Genomic DNA, 17,068 nt, shown 5'->3' on the forward strand with positions numbered 1-17,068 from the left:
CCATGGATCGCACCCAACTGCACACACTGCTGCCGCACCAGGGCGACGCGCTATGGCTGGATGCATTGGTCGATCATGACAGCCTCAATATCCGCGGCCTCAGTGCCTGGCATCACCTCGACAAGCTTGGCGAAAATGCCTCGCCGTGCCTGCTGTTCGAAGCCGCAGCCCAGCTTTGCGCCGCACATGGTGCCCTATACGGCGAAGCGGATGCCATCGAAATGGCCCTGGTCGGCAAACTTTCCCAGCTCCATCTGCACCCGGTCACACGCAGTGCAGAGCCACTGGTGGTGAGCGCCCAGCAGGAGGCGCTGAGCCCGGCCGGCGCCCTCTATGCCTTTGCCATCCATGCCGGCGCGCAACCGCTGCTGGACGGCAAACTGCTGCTGGTACTCGTCCGTGCTTGAACTAAGCAACGTCAGCTTTCGCTACCCAGGCGCAGACACTTCGGCGCTGCAAGGCATCGATCTGCAACTGGAGGAAGGTCAGTGCCTGGGCCTGCTCGGCAGCAACGGCGCCGGCAAAACCACACTGCTGGCCTTGCTCAGCGATACGCTGGCCCTGCAACAGGGCGAAATCCGCTGGCACGGCCCGCGCAGCCTGGGTCTGGTGCCGCAGCAGCTGGCGTTCTACGCCGAACTCACAGTGGCCGAGAACCTCGCCCTGTTCGCCGATCTCTATCGCCTGCAGGGCACCCAGCGCCGCCAGCGCCTGGAGCTGTGCATCGCCAGCAGTGCCCTGGAAGACAAGCTGCCGCGCCGAGCAGCGCGCCTGTCCGGTGGCGAGCAACGTCGCCTGAACTTCGCCATCGGCCTGCTCCAACCCGCGCGTCTGTACCTGTTCGACGAAGCCACAGTCGGCGTCGACGCCGGCAGCCGCCAGTTGCTGCTCGATGCCGTAGAGCGACTCGCTGCGCAAGGCCATGGGGTGATCTACACCAGTCACTATCTGGACGAAGTCGAGCGCGTGGCCGGGCGCATCCTGCTTCTTCATGAGGGTAAGGTGCGCCTCGATGTGGACAAGAATCAACTGCTCGATGCCGGCCACGGCCTGCTGCTGGAATGGCCGGAGCAGGTACCGGCCGGTTTTCAAGCGCTGCTTGACCAACTGCAGCTGAGCGCCGAGGCGCTGCCGGATGGTCTGCGCATCAGTAATCTGGATAGCCAGCAACTGCTCGCCATCACCCAGTACCTTGCCGCGCAGCCGACCCCACCGAGCCTGCTGCGCTTTGGCCGGCCATCACTGGAACAGCTCTACCTGAGCCTTAACGGAGGCCGCCTGTGAGCCCGTTGCTGGCGCTGGTGCGCAAGGAATGCCTGCTGCTGCTGCGCGACCCGCACGCGCTGGCCGTGCTGTTCATCATGCCGATCCTGTTTCTCGTGCTGATGGCCGCCGCGCTGTCCAACTACCTGCGCGACCAGCCGCCACCGCTGAGCGTGGTGCTGGAGGTGCCACGCAGCAGCGAGGCCAGCCAGTTCTTCCATGAGGCGCTGATGGCCCAGCTGCCAGGCAGCCTGCTGCTGGCCAGCAGCGATGAAGCACTGCCGCGAATCAGCCTTGCCAGCGACTTCTCCGAGACCCTGCTAAACATTCCCCACAAGGGTCCGGTACTGAGCTTTCCCGCGCGCTTCGACAGTCAGAGCCGTCAGCGCCTGCGCGCGGCGCTGAACATCGCCCTGGCGCAGACGCGCCTGCTCGCCTACCTCGAAGACAGCGAAGCGCTGCCAGCAGAGATGACGGCAGACGAACGCTGGCAACTTATCCGCCAGCGTACGCAGAGCGAAGTCGTTGAATTCCAGGTACTGGCCAGCGGCGAACTCAGCGGCAAGGCCAACGCCAGCCAGCTGAGCGTGCCAGCCTGGCTGATCTTCGGCATGTTCTTCGTCGCCCTGCCGATGGCCGGCGGCTTCCAGCGCGAACAACAGAGCGGCGCACTCCTTCGTTTTCGTGCGCTGGGCGTGAGCCCTGCCACCCTGGTTCTGAGCAAGTTGCTGCCCTACCTGGCGATCAATCTGCTGCAGTTCGCCCTGCTGCTGGCCATCGGCATCCATATCCTGCCGCTGCTCGGCCTGAGCGGCCTGAACCTGCCAGGCTCGCCACTGGCCTATGTACTGCTGGCCCTGAGCCTGAGCCTGGCGGCCTGCAGCCTGGGCCTGCTGCTGGCCGCACTGGCACGTAGCGGCGAACAGGCGTTGCTGCTGGGCGGTGGCCTCAATATCATCCTCGCCGCAATCGGCGGCATCATGGTGCCCAAGAGCGTGATGCCAGAAGCGATGAGCCAACTGGCGGAAATCTCGCCGATGAGCTGGGCACTGGACGCCTTCCTGACCCTGCTGGTGGGCCAGGGAACGCTTGCCGACATCGCCCCTGACTGTGCCCGTCTTCTGCTGTTCGCCATCCTGCTGGGCGGCACCGGGCTTTTCCTGTTCCGCAAACGAGTGCAGCAAACGCAATGGACGACACACTACTAGAACAAGAACTCAAGCAATTGCTGATCCGTGAGTGCGACAAGGAAGACGACATCGACTGGCAGAGCATCGCCGATGACGAGCCGCTGTTCGGTCAGCAAAGCCGCATCGCCATGGATAGCCTCGATGCCCTGCAGGTGTCCCTGGCGCTGCAGCAGCACTATGGCGTACGCATCGAAGGAGCCAAGGACGGACGGCGCATTCTCAACAGCATCGCCAGCATCGCGGCCTTCATCAGGCAGAAAAAGTGACGCCCATCTACCTCCAGCGCGGCGCCCTGCACAGCGCCCTTGGCGCCGACCTGCGCGCCGCTGGCGCGGCCCTTCAAGGCGGCCAGCGGCCTGTGTCCGGCTCGTTTCTGCTGCATGAGCTGCAGCAGCCGCGCCCCTATCTGGCAGTCGGCGGCTGCGCTGAAAACCGCCTGCAGCGCTGTGACCGACTGCTCGGCGAAACCCTGGGCGAACAGCCGGGGGGGCTGGATGACTGCCTGCTGATCATCGCCAGCACCAGCCTGGATATCGACGACCTCGAACAATTGATCGCCGCAGAAGGCGGTTTTCACCCGGAGCATTCGACCCCGCTCGACCGGCTGGCCGAAGACCTTCGCCAGCGGTGGGGCTTCGCCGACGCCTTCACCCTCAACACCGCCTGCACCAGCGCTGCCAATGGCCTGCTGTATGGAGCGCGAATGCTCGCGTCCGGCCTCTACGAACGCGTGCTGGTACTGGCCTTCGAGACGCCCAGCGCCATCGCCCAACAAGGCTTCGGTGCACTCGAGCTGATCAGCCCAAGTGGCGTCTACCGGCCCTTTCACCCGGAACGCGACGGCCTGATTCTCGGCGAAGCCTATGCCGCCACGCTGCTGGCAAAGGAGCCCGGCGACGCGCCACTGGCGAAGCTGCTCGGCGGTTTCAGCGCCTGCGACACCAGCAACCTGACCACCACCCGCGAAGACGGCAGCCATATCGACTGGGTAATGCGTGAAGCCCTGCGCAGTGCCGGTGTCGACATCGGACAGATCGGTTTGGTGAAACTGCACGGCACCGCCACCGGCGCCAATGACCGCGCCGAGAGCAATGGTGTGCGCCTGCTGTTCGGCGATGCGCTGCCACCGCTGTGTGTGCTCAAACCCTGGCTCGGCCATACCCTGGGCGCCTGCGGCCTCAGCGAAACCCTGCTGCTGGTGGAAAATCTAGCCAGCCTGCCAGGCGTGGACTATGCGGCCGAGGCGCTGCTGCCACTCATTGCCCAGCCGACCAGCATCGCGGCAGACAGCCTGCTGCTGGCCAACTTCTTCGGTTTCGGTGGTAACAATGCCAGCCTGATATTGCAGCGCTGCAAGGGAGACCAGGCATGAAGCCGGTCATCGCCGCGTGCAGCCTTCGCGGAGAGGCGCGCTGCTCCGACAAGGATCTCAAGGCCGCGCTGAGCCAGTGGCTGGCTACCCCGCCACGGCGCATCGACCGCATGATCCTGCAGGCACTGCTATGCAGCGCGCCACTCAAGGCGCGGGTACGTAGCGACTGCGGTCTCTATCTGGCCTCGCGTCACCCGGCACGCGCCACCATGGGCGCACTGCTCGATGCCGTGTGCGTCCACCAGCGCCAGCCCAAGCCCTTTGAGTTCGTCAACAGCGTCAGCAACGCTGCCGGCTTCCACGTCGCCGCTCAATTGGGGCTGGAGGGGCCAAACCTATTTATAGGAGCCGGGACGAATGTATGGAAACAGCTGCAAGCACTGGCTGCCCTGGATCTTTCCGATGGCGTAATCACCCAGGCGCTGCTGGTGGTGATCGACGAGAATGGCGATTTTCAGGCACAGGCGGTGTTGATCGAGGCGCCAACGAACGCACAGGATTTTGCCGAGCTGACAGCAGGCATCGAAGTGCTGCAGCTGCAGCTCTAATCTGGTTTGTTGGCGGCGTTGGTGGGCTGAAGCCCACCCTACGATTACGGAGCCGCATCTGCAGTTGTTCTGATGGTTCCCACGCTTCTGCGTGGGAACTAAGGCCAGAGCGCTCCGCGCCCGTTCTTGCTCAGGCGCTCGATAACGGACGCAGAGGCATTCCCACGCGAAGCGTGGGGAACGATCAGCTGACTGGCAGTTGTAGGGTGGGCCGGGCGGTGATCCGCTTCAGCCCACCACAACCAGCCTCTCAGAAAGCAATCAGCCCTTGCGCTTGGCCCAGGCACCCAGCTCTTTCATCAACACCCGCTCCTGCCCGGCGATACCTCGAAGCATCTCGGCGATCGGCCTGAAGTCCGGCGCCTCGCCCTTGCTGCGGCTGGCCCGCACACAGGCCGAGGCGAACTGGCGCCAGTCATCGCCCACCGCCGTCAGGCGCGACGAAGCCTCCTGCAGCCTGGCATCACCGATCTTCTCGCCGGCCTCCTGCAGGAAGCTGGCGTACATAAAACGAAAGCCTGCACCGCCAGTGCCGATCTCTTCCTGCATGCGCACGATATGAGTGAGGTACAGGCGGTTGTACTTGACCTGCGCCGGGTCGAGCGATTCGACGCATTTAGCCAGGTGCTGGATGCCACGAATGCCGATCCACGGCAGCGGCATGCCGTCGAGGATACGCGAGGTGGACAGCACGCTCTGGCGGATCAGGCGCTCCCAATCCTGATCCGGCGACACGTCGTCGAGGTAGTACATCAGGCCCTTGGCCGCCAGCGCGCCCTTGGCGAAGCGCGCCTTCTGCAGATCGGCGCTGGCGCAGCGCACCGGCTCCTCGAATACCGGATCGCTGAGCAGGTACTCGTCACCCTCGCGCCCATAGGCCAGCAGGTTGTGCGCGTTGAAATGAAAGCGCATCTCCGGTGGGAAATACGGCAGCCAGAACACCGAGCTCTGCAGGCCAGCCAGGCGACCGCTGTCGAGCACCGAATCCAATGCCGCCTGGCCCTGCTCGGGGCTGGAGAACGTGCGACTGCTCAGGCGCACCCCAAGGCGTTTGCTCAGAGTTTTGATCAGGTGGCGCGGCGGCATGCGATAGGCAATCAACGGCATACCACCGAGCTTGACGATCGGCAGATAGGCGAAGGCCAGACCCGATGCGAGGCCGAAAGCCATCGGCTCGCTCATGGGCAGGCCGGCGTGGGTCAGCAGACTGGCCATGACGCCACTTTCGCAGTGGGCGCTCTGGCGGTGTTCGAACGCAGTCATGGCAACTCTCTCTGGTAGCGACGCAACTCGTCGACGGTCAGGCCAAAGGCCTCGGCGTAGCGCGCCAGCAGCGAAGTGCTCAAGCGGCGATAGATGTTTGGACGGAAATGCCGACGCACGCGCCATTGCCACAGGCCGGTGATTTGCGACAGGGCCGATTCATCCATGCGGTAGCGGTACATCAGGCATTTCAGCGGTGACAGCTCGCCGCGCTGCCAAGCCTCTCTGGCCTCGGCCTCCTGGGCCTCGAGCTCGGCTACGGCGAGCAATGTGCTATAGGCCTCTGGCTCCCAGCCATCGCTTTGGGTCCCCTGGTAATGGCCGCTGGCATCCACTGCGTAAACCAGCTTGCTGTGGCCACCATAGGTGGAGCTGTGATCCTGGGGAACCTCATCAAGCTTCATCGCCGACCACCGTCAGGTGCATGAACGCACTGGAGAAACGCCCGCTCTCGGGCACGTAGCAAAGCAGCCGCTGGCCACTGCGCAAGCGACCACCATTGAACAGTTCTTCGAGGATGATGAAGATCGACGCCGCGCCGGTATTGCCCTTGCTGGTCAGGTTGGTGAACCAGCGCTCCATCGGGATCGGCAGGTCGACATTGGCCAGGCCCACGGCCAGCGGCTCGCGGAAGAACTCCGAGGAGTAGTGCGGCAGGAACCAGTCGATGTCCGCCACCCGCAGTTCGCGGCGCGCCATGATGCGGCGCAGCGCTTCGATCACGGTGTACTTGACGATGTTCTCGTTGAGCAGTTTGACGTTCTGCTTGATCGCCATCACCGACTGCTTCGCGCGCTCGTCGGCGTCGTAGCGGCTCCAGCCGCGCAGGGTGTCATCCTGCATGTCGGCACCGGCATACATGCAGGGCGGCATCTGATCGGCGAAGGAGTAGATATCAAGCCAGTCGATGCGCAGGCTCAGGCCTTTCTGATTGGGGCGATCCTGCAACAGCACGGCACCAGCACCATCGGAAAGCATCCAGCGCAGGAAATCCTTCTCGAAGGCGATCTCCGGGTGTTTTTCCAACTCGTCGACGCGGCTTTCGTATTCAGCGTTGAAGTTGCGTGCCTGCATCAGCGTCGAGGCGACCTCCGAGCCACAGGCCACGGCATGGCGACTCTCGCCACTGGCCACGCTCATCCAGGCGTATTTCAGCGCCGTCATCCCACACAGGCAGATACCTGCCGTGGTCACCACCTCGCAAGACGGGTTGCCCAACTCGCCATGCACCATCACGGCGTGCCCCGGCATCACCTGATCCGGCGACGAGGTGCTGGCCACCAGGCAGTCGAGCTGGTTCAGTTCGAAGCCGTCACCTTGTAAACCGCGAATGGCTTCGGCGCTGAGCTGTGCGTTGCTCATGCTCGGCTCGCCGGTATTCGGGTCGATCACGTAGTGACGCTGCTCAATACCATTGCGGCGCAGCACCAGTTTGCGCGCGCGCGATGGTTTGCCACCGACCATGCCGAGGCGCGTCTCCATCTGCTCGTTGCCCACAGGATCGTGCGGCAGGCAGGCGCTGATGCGATTGATGAATACGGGATGAGCCACTGCAATACCTCAGGTCACATCACTCGCCGGACGGGCCGGCAAAGTAGGCCTTCTCTCGCTGGATACGCGCCTTGAACAACGGAGCCAGCAACTTTTTCAACACCGCCGTGATCGGCACCACAGTCAGAATCAGGCAAATCAGGAACACGATGTACAGCACCAGCCCGGCGCCGCGTCGGCGGCTCTGCTGCGGGCCAAGCGCCGACAGCAGACGACTCCACAAGGTGAAACTGCGATTGCCGACCTTTTCGCTGGCGATCAGCTTTTCATCCACTTTCACCGCGCCCAGGCCAGCAAGCATCGGCGTCTCGATGGGTAGTTCGTCAGCAAGCAGCCGACGGGCCATAGCGTCGCCGAAGCGGCTGGCCGCCGCCAGTTCCCGCTCGTCGATACCGGCACGCGGCACCCAGCTGTAGGGCTTCTGCCGGCCGGTGAACATCCACAGCGGCGTAGCCAGGAAGCTGGCGGCCGTACCGCAGGCGTCGGTAAGCACCACGTTATCCACCAACTTCGCACCCAGCGTCTGCAGGCGTGCCTTGACCTTCTCTTGTGCCATGAGCCACATGTTGCGGCAACCAATCAGGGTCACCACTGGCGTGTTCTTCAGCAGATGGGCGGCGTCGGGCGAGGCGAGAAAGCTGGTGCACGGCAGCGAGGGCGAGAGAAACCAGACCTGATAGGCCAGAATCACCAGGTCGTAGCGCTTGTCGGCGTCTACAGCGAGCGGCAGCAACGGCTGCGGCTTCATCAGCACGGTTTCCGGGAAGATGCGGAAGAAGTCGAGAAATGGCCAGGGAAAGGGGAACGGCTCAGCCGGTTGCAGCGCCAAGAAGTCCACCTGGATGCCGCCACACTCGCGCAAGGGCGCACAGACCGATTGCGCCAAACGGTCTAATTGGCCAGTCTGAGAAAAGTGGACGACTAAAACATGACGCATTCGCGGCGCATTCCCTGCAAAATATGCAAATTATGCCACAGAGAATTCTTCAAACCGTAACCCGCCCGTGCCAACTTTGCCTATTGGTTCCGCTACTCGCTTGCCAGTCGCTCCGGGCAGGCGACCTGCTGATCGAAGTGGAAGGCGTACAGGATCGGGCAAACCTGTACCTGGCGCTGGTGCCAGCAGATCAGCAGGACTGGCAGCCCAGCCAGCGCGAACTTCAGGGTACGGAAACACCGCTGCGCCTGAGTGATCTCCCCCCAGGTCGCTATGCCGTGCAGGTGTTCCAGGACAGCAACGGTAACGGTCAACTGGATCTCAGCCCCCGAGGCATCCCGCTGGAGCCGGTGGGTTTTTCCGGAAATCCTGCGCTTTTCGGCGGCAAACCCACACCCAGCGAAAGCCTGTTCGAGCATGGCGATACGGACAGCATAATCGGCGTGCGCCTGATTCATCCGCGCAAGAAAAAGGAACGCGTGGCGCCAAGGGAAGCGCCAGGAAGGCCGCTGAAATAGCCGTCATTGTGCTTCGGTTGGCATCCTGATAGCACGCAGCACCGACGCTCCCGCCTTCGCGGGAGTGACAGGGAATGGGGTCTTGGCGTCCTGGAGACGCCTTATCGGTGATACTGCGCGGACAGCTCGTGCACGGCCTCGAAAAAGGCGCCCGCGTGGGCCGGGTCGACTTCCGGGGTGATGCCATGGCCGAGGTTGAACACATGGCCACTGCCAGCACCGTAGGCGTCCAGGATGCGCGCCACCTCGGCACGAATCGCCGCCGGCTTGGCATAGAGCACCGCCGGGTCCATGTTGCCTTGCAGGGCGACCTTGGCACCGACACGGGCGCGAGCGCTGCCGATGTCGCAGGTCCAGTCCAGACCCAGCGCTTCTGCGCCGGTGTCTGCCAGGGATTCGAGCCACAGGCCACCGCCCTTGGTGAACAGAATCACCGGTACACGGCGGCCATCATGCTCGCGAATCAGGCCATCGACGATCTTCTTCATGTAGGCCAGGGAGAATTCCTGATAGGCCGCCGCCGACAGCGCACCGCCCCAGGAATCGAAGATCTGCACCGCCTGCGCACCGGCAAGGATCTGGCCGTTCAGATAAGCGGTGACTGACTGCGCCAGCTTGTCGAGCAACGCATGCAAGGCTTGCGGGTTGTCGTAGAGCATCGCCTTGGTCTTGCGAAAATCCTTCGACGAACCGCCTTCGACCATGTAGGTGGCCAGCGTCCACGGACTGCCGGAGAAGCCGATCAGCGGCACACGGCCATTGAGTTCACGGCGGATGGTGCGCACGGCGTCCATCACATAGCCAAGATCCTTCTCCGGGTCCGGCACCGGCAGCGCCTCGATATCGGCCAGGTTGCTAACCACCTTCTTGAAGCGCGGGCCTTCGCCGGTCTCGAAGTACAGACCCTGCCCCATGGCATCGGGAATGGTGAGGATGTCGGAGAAGAGGATCGCCGCATCCAGTTGCGGGTAGCGATCCAGCGGCTGGATGGTGACCTCGCAGGCCAGCTCCGGGTTCTTCATCAGGCTCACGAAGTCGCCGGCCTTGGCCCGGGTCGCGCGGTATTCCGGCAGATAGCGGCCGGCCTGGCGCATCATCCAGATCGGCGTGACATCCACGGGTTGCTTGAGCAGGGCACGCAGGAAACGGTCGTTCTTCAGGGCGGTCATGGCGGCATCCGACGAAAAAAGTATGGGCATTTTCGCAGAGCGCATAACAAAAGGCACGGCGGGTGCCGTGCCTTTTGTCCATCGCGACGATATGCCGCGACGACTCACCAGCTGCGATAGGGCAGAAACTTGCCGTTGAGCACAATCTGTACACGGTCACCCTTGGGGTCGGCGACGCGGGAAATGTCCATGCTGAAGTCGATGGCGCTCATGATGCCGTCGCCGAACTCCTCGTGGATCAGCTCCTTGATGGTCTCACCGTAGACGTTGATCATCTCGTAAAAGCGGTAGATCAGCGGGTCGGTGGGGATGGCCTTGTCCCAATGTTTGTGCGGGAACGCCTGCAGCGCGGCGGAGACTTCCGCCGGCAATTCGAGCATCTCGCACAGGGCGTCGGCCTGCGCCTTGGCCATGCTGTTCATGCCCAGGCAGGCGGAGGTCGTCCATACCGGCGACATGCCGATGCCCTGGCCAAGCGCGGCCCAGTCCAGGCCCAGGCGCTCCTTGGCGGCGGTGATGGTGGTGCGCATCTGTTGCTTATCCATGGTGAAACTCCTTCACGGGGGTCAGAGGTACGACCCTGGCGGACGCTGCCGGCTCGTCCAGGGCGGGGTTGATATCGGGTGGGAAGCCTTGCTCGTCGGCCACGGTGCGGCCGCGCAGCTCGTGCGAGCGGTTCACCAGAAAGTCCACGAGGTGGTTGCGGATGCGGTAGTACGCCGGGTGGTGAATCACCTGGTCGCGCTGGCGCGGCCGTGGCAGGTCGATGCGCACCGACTCGGCGATGCGCGCCTGCGGGCCGTTGGTCATCAGCAGGATGCGATCGGAGAGCAGGATCGCCTCGTCGACGTCATGGGTGATCATGAACACCGTCTGCTTGGTGGCGCTCCAGATCTTGATCAGCTCGTCCTGGATCACCCCACGGGTCAGGGCGTCCAGTGCGCCAAAGGGCTCATCGAGCAACAGCAACTGCGGCTGAGTGGCGAAGGCGCGGGCAATGCTCACGCGCTGACGCATGCCGCCAGACAGCTGCGCCGGCTTGCGCGCCTCGGAGCCGCCCAGGCCGACCATTTCCAGGTACTTGCGGCTATGCGCGCGGCGCTGCTCCTTCGACCACTGCGGGAAACGCGCACGCACGCCGAACTCGACGTTCTCCAGCGCACTGAGCCAGGGCAGCAGGCTGTAGTTCTGGAACACCACGCCGCGCTCGAGGCTGGGCCCGGCGACTTCCTTGCCGGCCATTTCCAGCGTGCCTTCGCTGAAACTGTCGAGCCCGGCCAGAGCATTGAGAATGGTCGACTTGCCGCAGCCGGAGTGGCCGATGATGCAGACGAACTCGCCCTGGTCGAGACCGAAGCTGACGTCTTCGAAGACTGTCAGCGGCTCACTGCCGGGTTGCGGGAAGCGCTTGGCCAGGCGGCGGGCATCGAGAAAATAGCGGGACATGACATCACTCCTGGTAGCTGACGAGACGGGCGACGCTGCCCAGCAGAAGGTCGAGCAGCATGCCGACCACGCCGATCATCAGAATCGAGAAGATCACACTGGCCAGGTTGAGGTTGTTCCACTCGTTCCACACGTAGTAGCCAATGCCGGTGCCACCGACGAGCATCTCGGCGGCGACGATCACCAGCCAGGCGATGCCAACCGAGATGCGCATACCGGTAAGGATGGTCGGCATCGCCGCAGGCAGGATCACGCTGAACGCCGTGCGCAGCGGGCTCAGCTCATGGGTGCGAGCGACGTTGATCCAGTCGCGGCGTACGCCCGCCACTCCGAAGGCGGTGTTGAGCAGCATCGGCCACACCGAGCAGATGAAGATCACGAAGATCGCCGAAGTCTGCGAATCCTTGATCACGAACAGCGCCAGCGGCATCCAGGCCAGCGGCGAGATCGGCCGCAGGATCTGGATGAAGGGGTTGAGCGCGCGGTACATCAGCGGCGACATGCCGATGACGAAGCCGACCGGGATCGCCACCAGCGCCGCCAGCAGGTAGCCGGTCAGCACTCGGTACAGCGAATGCGCGAGCTGGATGCCGATGCCCTTGTCGTTCGGCCCGTTGTCATAGAACGGCTGGCTCAGCTCGGTGTAGGCATGCGCCAGCACCACCGAGGGCGGCGGCACGCGCGCCTCCTGCTCAGCCTCGCCCATGAGCAGAGCGTATTCGTCATCGGCACTGACTGCGGCGCTAGCGGGCACGCGGCAGAGCACCTCCCAGACCACCAGCAACAGAACCAGCAGCACAACGGAAAGAATCGCCGCGCGCAGGGAAATGGACGCTTTCATCACGACCTCCGCATGGCGAAGCTGGCCAGGTAACCGTCCGGATCGGCCGGGTCGAAAGGTTTGCCCATCACGCTGAAGGATTTGTAGGCATCGGCTGGTACCGGCAGGCCGAGGTCGTTCATCACCTTGCCGGCGTCGGCCGCGAGGAACACCCGTTCGGCAATGGAACGGTAATCGACATCCCCCTGCAGATAGCCCCAGCGCTTCATCTGGGTGAGGATCCACACGGCCATCGACTGCCAGGGGAACGGATCGAAGTCGATGCGCTGCGGCTCGTCATGGATGTTGCCCAGGCCATCGGCATAGCGTCCGCTGAGCACCTGCTGCACCACCGGCACCGGCTGGTTGAGGTAGTTGCGGGTGGAGATCGCCTCGGCCACCGCCTTGCGGTTCTCGGCCTTGGAGGAGTATTGCGTGGCATCGATCAGCGCATGCAGCAGTGCGCCGTAGGTGTTGGGGTTCTCGCTGGCGAAGCGCTGGCTGCAGGCGAAGGCGCAGCATGGATGGCCCGGCCACAGCTCCTTGGTCAGCAGGTGGATGAAACCGACCTTCTCCCACACCGCGCGCTGGTTGAACGGGTCCGGCGAGAGGAAGCCATCGAGGTTGCCGGCGCGCAGGTTGGCGACCATCTCCGGTGGCGGCACCACGCGAATCTGGATGTCGCGATCCGGGTCCAGGCCGTGCTCGGCGACGTAATAACGCAGCAGGAAGTTGTGCATCGAGTATTCGAACGGCACACCGAAGCGCATGCCTTTCCACAGCTTCGGATCGCGTTTGTCCTGGTGCTGCATGCCGAGCACGATGGCCTGGCCGTTGACGTTTTCCAGCGCCGGCATGACGAAGGGCGTCTGCGTCGAACCCAGCCCCAGGCTGATGGCCAGCGGCATCGGCGAGAGCATGTGCGAGGCGTCGTATTCGCCGGCCAGCGACTTGTCGCGCGCCACCGCCCAGCCGGCGGTCTTCACCGTTTCCACCTCCAGCCCGTATTTGGCGTAGAAGCCCATCGGCTCGGCCATGATGATCGGCGTGGCGCAGGTGATGGGCACGAAGCCGATCTTCAGCTTGGTCTTCTCCAACGGACCAAGGCTGTCCTTGACCGCCGCCTTGACCGCATCCAGCGGGATCAAGCTGCCCAGAATCGCCGCCGCGAGACCGCCACCGATCATTCCCATGAAACTGCGCCGGGAAAAATCGTTATGGCCGAACACACCGCGCACGATGGCGTTCTCAACCGCGCGATCGAGCATGGCCTCGCTGCTATCGGGCAGCGCAGCGGCGCTCGGCGTGCAGCGCTGGCAAGCACACCCGGCGGCATGGGAAAGCTCGCTGTCGGGGCTGAATGGATCGTCCAGGCTATTGACGCTCATCGTGATCACTCCTGCGATGGCCTGCCCCAGATTGGTGAGGCGGGCGCTGACTGGGCTGGGCCATTGCTGGCCGGTTCATGTCAGCTATTGCAGGAGCTGTACCAGCTCAAAAAACATAGTAAGCAATTGAAAAATAAAGACTTTAAATCTAAAACTTAAAAACGAAATATCGTCATTAACGATATTTCGTCAGCGTTAGAAACGATATTTCGTCAAATGGCACGGCCTTTGGATAACAAGACAAAAGCTCAATCCCGCGAGGCCCGAGATGCCCGAACCAAATGCCGCCAGCCAATTGCTGCTACAGCGCATGCAGAGCGCCAGCCTGGTCATCGACCCGACCCACGACCGTATCCTGCATGCCAATCCAGCCTGCTGCGCCCTGCTAGGCTGGCCGCAGGAAGAGCTGCTCACACTGCGCGCCAGCCGTCTCTGGGCGCATGACCTTGGAGCACTGGTTACCTTCACCGAGGAAGCGCAGGTGCGTGGCAATGCCTGGCGCGACGGCCTCGGACTGCTGCGCCGCGACGGCGAGCGCCTGGAGGTGGAAATCGATGGCAGCCGACTGGAGCATGATGGCACCACCCTGCTCGGCCTGCTGATCCAACAGCGCCGCCGCCTCGACGCCCTGCGCGGGCTCGCTGAAGCCGAGCGCTATCAACGTCAGGGTCTGCTCGAATGGCAGGGCGTGGAACGCATCTTCCGCCAGTTCGAGCGGCAGAATCAGCTGATCCTCGGCGCCGCAGGCGAGGGCATCTACGGCGTCAACCGTAATGGCGAGACCACCTTCGTCAACCCGGCGGCCGAGCGTATTCTCGGCTGGCGTGCCGACGACTTGATCGGCCACAACATTCACGACCTGATTCACCACCATCATCCCGACGGCAGCACCTACGACGGACACACTTGCCCGATCTACGCCGCCTTCAACGACGGCGAAGTGCATCAGGTGGCCGACGAGGTGTTCTGGAACAAGGACGGCAAGCCGATCCCGGTGGATTACACCAGCACGCCGCTGCGCGATGACGGCGAACTGGTCGGCGCCGTGGTGGTGTTTCGCGACATCAGCGAGCGCCTGGAAACCGAGCGCCGCCTGCGCCAGGCACTGAGCGAGGTTCAACAGCTCAAGCAACGCCTGGAGCTGGAGAATGCCTACCTGCAGGAGGAAATTCGTGGCGAGTACGCCCAGCACGACCTGGTCGGGCGCAGCGCCGCCATGCAGCAGGTAATCCACCAGATCGAACTGGTCGCCCCCACCGGCGCCAACGTACTGATCACCGGCGAGTCAGGCACCGGCAAGGAGCTGATCGCGCGCGCCATTCACGACAACAGCGGGCGCAGTCGCCGCCCGTTGATCCGGGTGAACTGCGCAGCGGTGCCGCGCGAACTGTTCGAGAGCGAATTCTTCGGCCATATCCGCGGCGCCTTCACCGGCGCGCTGAATGACCGCGTCGGGCGCTTCGAGCTGGCCGACGGCGGCACGCTGTTTCTCGACGAGGTCGGCGAAATTCCCCTGGAGCTGCAGAGCAAGTTGTTACGCGTGCTGCAGGAACAGCAGCTGGAACGGGTCGGCGACAACCGTACCCGCCAGGTGGATGTACGCGTGATCGCCGCCACCAACCGCGACCTGCGCCAGGAAGTACGCGCCGGCCGCTTCCGTGAAGACCTGTACTTTCGCCTCAACGTCTTCCCTATCGAGTCGGCGCCCCTGCGCCAGCGCCCGGAAGACATTCCGCCCCTGGCCCAGCACTTTCTCAGCCGCGCCTGTCGCCAGCTCAACCGCCCTGAGCCCAGCCTGCGCCTGGCCGACATCCAACGCCTGCAGGCCTATTCCTGGCCAGGCAACATTCGTGAGCTGGAGAACCTGATCGAGCGCGCGGTGATCATTTCACCCGGCACCCGGCTGCGCCTGGACTTGCCCAACGACAACGGCAACGACGTGCCGTCACAGCCACCAGTCGAACAGGAGGTGCGAATTTTCACTCAAGGCGAGCAACGCCGGCAGATGCGCGAAAACCTGATCGCGGCGCTGACGGCCTGCGCAGGCAGGATATCGGGGAAGGACGGCGCGGCGCGGTTGCTGGAGCTGAAGCCAACGACCCTGCGCTCACGCCTGGAGAGCTTCGCCATCGACCCGCGCGACTACCGACCGGGTAGGTCGCAGCCGCGCAGGTACGAGACGAATCAGACGCCGAGGTAGTCGAGGATGCCTTCGGCGGCGTTGCGGCCTTCGAAGATCGCCGTCACCACCAGGTCGGAACCACGCACCATGTCGCCACCGGCGAAGATCTTCGGGTTGCTGGTCTGGTGCTTGAACTGCGACTGCTCGGGCGCCACGACGCGGCCCTGGCTGTCGGTCTGGATCTCGAACTGCTCGAACCAGGGCGCCGGGCTCGGACGGAAACCGAAGGCGATCAGTACGGCTTCGGCCGGAATGATCTCCTCGGAGCCCGGGATCGGCTCGGGGCTGCGACGACCACGGGCATCTGGCTCACCGAGACGGGTCTCGACCACCTTGATGCCTTCCACCTTGTCTTCGCCAACGATGGCAATGGGCTGGCGGTTGAAGAGGAACTTCACGCCCTCTTCCTTGGCGTTCTTCACTTCCTTGCGCGAGCCCGGCATGTTCTCTTCGTCACGGCGGTAAGCGCAGGTCACGGCCTTGGCGCCCTGACGAATCGAGGTGCGGTTGCAGTCCATCGCGGTGTCGCCACCGCCCAGTACCACCACGCGCTTGCCCTTCATGTCGATGAAGTCCTCCGGCGACTTCTCGAAACCGAGGTTGCGGTTGACGTTGGCGATGAGGAAGTCCAGCGCGTCGTAGACGCCCGGCAGGTCCTCGCCCGGGAAGCCACCCTTCATGTAGGTGTAGGTGCCCATGCCCATGAATACGGCATCGAATTCGGCGAGCAACTCATCCATGCCGATGTCCTTGCCGATCTCGGTATTCAGGCGGAACTCGATGCCCATGCCGGTGAAGACTTCACGACGGCGGCTGAGCACGGTCTTTTCCAGCTTGAACTCGGGAATGCCGAAGGTTAGCAGGCCACCAATTTCCGGGTTCTTGTCGAACACCACCGGAGTCACACCGTTACGCACCAGCACGTCGGCACAGCCCAGGCCGGCCGGGCCGGCCCCGATCACCGCGACACGCTTGCCGGTCGGCTTGACCTTGGACATGTCCGGGCGCCAGCCCATGGCGAACGCCGTGTCAGTGATGTACTTCTCCACCGAACCGATGGTCACCGCGCCGAAGCCGTCATTGAGGGTGCAGGCACCTTCGCAGAGGCGATCCTGCGGGCACACGCGCCCGCACACTTCCGGCAGGGTGTTGGTCTGGTGACTCAGTTCGGCGGCGGCGAGGATATTGCCTTCCGAGACCAGCTTGAGCCAGTTGGGAATGAAGTTGTGCACCGGGCACTTCCACTCGCAATACGGGTTGCCGCAGCCCAGGCAGCGATGCGCCTGGTCTGCAGCTTGCGCCGGCTTGAAGTTGTCGTAGATTTCGACGAACTCCTTCTTGCGCTGACGCAGCAGTTTCTTCTTCGGGTCTTTGCGCCCGACTTCGATGAACTGGAAGTCGTTATTCAGACGTTCAGTCAT

18 protein-coding genes are annotated in these 17,068 nt (G+C 63.5%); 8 read left to right on the top strand and 10 right to left on the bottom strand.

The features are described from left to right. Positions 1–2 precede the first annotated feature (2 nt). From H3221_RS02965 to H3221_RS02990, 6 genes are read left to right on the top strand one after another with little or no spacing between them, the layout of a single operon-like run. Positions 3–407, top strand: coding sequence for a hotdog family protein (locus tag H3221_RS02965; RefSeq protein WP_196476358.1), 405 nt, complete (start codon positions 3–5; stop codon positions 405–407). Next, positions 400–1,284, top strand: coding sequence for an ABC transporter ATP-binding protein (locus H3221_RS02970; protein WP_196476359.1), 885 nt, complete (start codon positions 400–402; stop codon positions 1,282–1,284). Before H3221_RS02965 ends, H3221_RS02970 begins: the two co-directional genes overlap by 8 nt. Further along, positions 1,281–2,471, top strand: coding sequence for an ABC transporter permease (locus tag H3221_RS02975; protein WP_192980262.1), 1,191 nt, complete (start codon positions 1,281–1,283; stop codon positions 2,469–2,471). The genes H3221_RS02970 and H3221_RS02975 overlap by 4 nt, the downstream gene beginning before the upstream one ends. Continuing rightward, positions 2,453–2,719: an acyl carrier protein gene (locus tag H3221_RS02980; protein WP_074676408.1), complete on the top strand. Its 267-nt coding sequence runs from the start codon at positions 2,453–2,455 to the stop codon at positions 2,717–2,719. Before H3221_RS02975 ends, H3221_RS02980 begins: the two co-directional genes overlap by 19 nt. Beyond that, positions 2,716–3,825, top strand: coding sequence for a beta-ketoacyl synthase N-terminal-like domain-containing protein (locus H3221_RS02985; protein WP_196476360.1), 1,110 nt, complete (start codon positions 2,716–2,718; stop codon positions 3,823–3,825). Before H3221_RS02980 ends, H3221_RS02985 begins: the two co-directional genes overlap by 4 nt. Next, positions 3,822–4,373, top strand: a complete 552-nt coding sequence (locus H3221_RS02990) for a hypothetical protein (RefSeq protein WP_196476361.1) — start codon at positions 3,822–3,824, stop codon at positions 4,371–4,373. Before H3221_RS02985 ends, H3221_RS02990 begins: the two co-directional genes overlap by 4 nt. Positions 4,374–4,634: 261 nt before the next feature. On the opposite strand, the gene H3221_RS02995 is transcribed toward H3221_RS02990, so the two are convergent. The 4 genes from H3221_RS02995 to H3221_RS03010 are packed head-to-tail and all read right to left on the bottom strand — an operon-like array spanning position 4,635 to position 8,124. Then, positions 4,635–5,636: a BtrH N-terminal domain-containing protein gene (locus tag H3221_RS02995; RefSeq protein ID WP_196476821.1), complete on the bottom strand. Its 1,002-nt coding sequence runs from the start codon at positions 5,634–5,636 to the stop codon at positions 4,635–4,637. Then, the gene (locus tag H3221_RS03000) at positions 5,633–6,040 is read right to left on the bottom strand and encodes a hypothetical protein (RefSeq protein ID WP_196476822.1); all 408 of its coding nucleotides are present in this window, start codon (positions 6,038–6,040) and stop codon (positions 5,633–5,635) included. Before H3221_RS03000 ends, H3221_RS02995 begins: the two co-directional genes overlap by 4 nt. Next, positions 6,030–7,187 carry a beta-ketoacyl-ACP synthase III gene (locus tag H3221_RS03005; protein WP_196476823.1) on the bottom strand — a complete coding sequence of 386 codons (1,158 nt, stop codon included), beginning with the start codon at positions 7,185–7,187 and terminating at the stop codon, positions 6,030–6,032. The genes H3221_RS03000 and H3221_RS03005 overlap by 11 nt, the downstream gene beginning before the upstream one ends. A gap of 19 nt (positions 7,188–7,206) precedes the next feature. Next, positions 7,207–8,124: a dialkylrecorsinol condensing enzyme gene (locus H3221_RS03010; RefSeq protein ID WP_196476824.1), complete on the bottom strand. Its 918-nt coding sequence runs from the start codon at positions 8,122–8,124 to the stop codon at positions 7,207–7,209. A gap of 83 nt (positions 8,125–8,207) precedes the next feature. On the opposite strand from H3221_RS03010, the gene H3221_RS03015 reads away from it, so the two are divergent. Beyond that, positions 8,208–8,642, top strand: coding sequence for a DUF2141 domain-containing protein (locus H3221_RS03015; RefSeq protein ID WP_196476825.1), 435 nt, complete (start codon positions 8,208–8,210; stop codon positions 8,640–8,642). A gap of 101 nt (positions 8,643–8,743) precedes the next feature. Here H3221_RS03015 and hemE read toward each other — a convergent pair whose 3' ends face one another. The 5 genes from hemE to H3221_RS03040 all read right to left on the bottom strand — a co-directional run bounded on the left by hemE (position 8,744) and on the right by H3221_RS03040 (position 13,465). Next, a complete protein-coding gene (hemE, locus tag H3221_RS03020; RefSeq protein WP_196476826.1) occupies positions 8,744–9,811 on the bottom strand; it encodes a uroporphyrinogen decarboxylase in 1,068 nt (355 codons plus the stop codon). A 104-nt stretch (positions 9,812–9,915) separates the two neighbouring features. After that, positions 9,916–10,356 carry a cyanase gene (gene cynS / locus H3221_RS03025; RefSeq protein ID WP_196476827.1) on the bottom strand — a complete coding sequence of 147 codons (441 nt, stop codon included), beginning with the start codon at positions 10,354–10,356 and terminating at the stop codon, positions 9,916–9,918. Continuing rightward, positions 10,349–11,257: an ABC transporter ATP-binding protein gene (locus H3221_RS03030; RefSeq protein ID WP_196476828.1), complete on the bottom strand. Its 909-nt coding sequence runs from the start codon at positions 11,255–11,257 to the stop codon at positions 10,349–10,351. Before H3221_RS03030 ends, cynS begins: the two co-directional genes overlap by 8 nt. Positions 11,258–11,261: 4 nt before the next feature. After that, positions 11,262–12,098, bottom strand: a complete 837-nt coding sequence (ntrB, locus tag H3221_RS03035; RefSeq protein WP_196476829.1) for a nitrate ABC transporter permease — start codon at positions 12,096–12,098, stop codon at positions 11,262–11,264. Beyond that, complete coding sequence (locus H3221_RS03040) at positions 12,098–13,465, bottom strand: CmpA/NrtA family ABC transporter substrate-binding protein (protein ID WP_196476830.1); 1,368 nt, start codon at positions 13,463–13,465, stop codon at positions 12,098–12,100. The genes ntrB and H3221_RS03040 overlap by 1 nt, the downstream gene beginning before the upstream one ends. Positions 13,466–13,733: 268 nt before the next feature. On the opposite strand from H3221_RS03040, the gene H3221_RS03045 reads away from it, so the two are divergent. Continuing rightward, positions 13,734–15,665, top strand: a complete 1,932-nt coding sequence (locus tag H3221_RS03045; RefSeq protein WP_196476831.1) for a sigma 54-interacting transcriptional regulator — start codon at positions 13,734–13,736, stop codon at positions 15,663–15,665. Here H3221_RS03045 and H3221_RS03050 read toward each other — a convergent pair. Continuing rightward, positions 15,650–17,068 carry an FAD-dependent oxidoreductase gene (locus tag H3221_RS03050; protein ID WP_003246669.1) on the bottom strand — a complete coding sequence of 473 codons (1,419 nt, stop codon included), beginning with the start codon at positions 17,066–17,068 and terminating at the stop codon, positions 15,650–15,652. The genes H3221_RS03045 and H3221_RS03050 overlap by 16 nt on opposite strands.

This window comes from Pseudomonas chaetocerotis, from assembly GCF_015712105.2.
GTDB classification, from domain to species: Bacteria; Pseudomonadota; Gammaproteobacteria; order Pseudomonadales; family Pseudomonadaceae; genus Aquipseudomonas; species Aquipseudomonas chaetocerotis.

Coding starts and splice junctions, on each gene's coding strand:
- H3221_RS02965 (WP_196476358.1), top strand. CDS start 3: ATGGATCGCACCCAACTGCACACACTGCTGCCGCACCAGGGCGACGCG.
- H3221_RS02980 (WP_074676408.1), top strand. CDS start 2,453: ATGGACGACACACTACTAGAACAAGAACTCAAGCAATTGCTGATCCGT.
- H3221_RS02990 (WP_196476361.1), top strand. CDS start 3,822: ATGAAGCCGGTCATCGCCGCGTGCAGCCTTCGCGGAGAGGCGCGCTGC.
- H3221_RS02995 (WP_196476821.1), bottom strand. CDS start 5,636: ATGACTGCGTTCGAACACCGCCAGAGCGCCCACTGCGAAAGTGGCGTC.
- H3221_RS03000 (WP_196476822.1), bottom strand. CDS start 6,040: ATGAAGCTTGATGAGGTTCCCCAGGATCACAGCTCCACCTATGGTGGC.
- H3221_RS03010 (WP_196476824.1), bottom strand. CDS start 8,124: ATGCGTCATGTTTTAGTCGTCCACTTTTCTCAGACTGGCCAATTAGAC.
- hemE (WP_196476826.1), bottom strand. CDS start 9,811: ATGACCGCCCTGAAGAACGACCGTTTCCTGCGTGCCCTGCTCAAGCAA.
- cynS (WP_196476827.1), bottom strand. CDS start 10,356: ATGGATAAGCAACAGATGCGCACCACCATCACCGCCGCCAAGGAGCGC.
- H3221_RS03030 (WP_196476828.1), bottom strand. CDS start 11,257: ATGTCCCGCTATTTTCTCGATGCCCGCCGCCTGGCCAAGCGCTTCCCG.
- ntrB (WP_196476829.1), bottom strand. CDS start 12,098: ATGAAAGCGTCCATTTCCCTGCGCGCGGCGATTCTTTCCGTTGTGCTG.
- H3221_RS03040 (WP_196476830.1), bottom strand. CDS start 13,465: ATGAGCGTCAATAGCCTGGACGATCCATTCAGCCCCGACAGCGAGCTT.
- H3221_RS03045 (WP_196476831.1), top strand. CDS start 13,734: ATGCCCGAACCAAATGCCGCCAGCCAATTGCTGCTACAGCGCATGCAG.
- H3221_RS03050 (WP_003246669.1), bottom strand. CDS start 17,068: ATGACTGAACGTCTGAATAACGACTTCCAGTTCATCGAAGTCGGGCGC.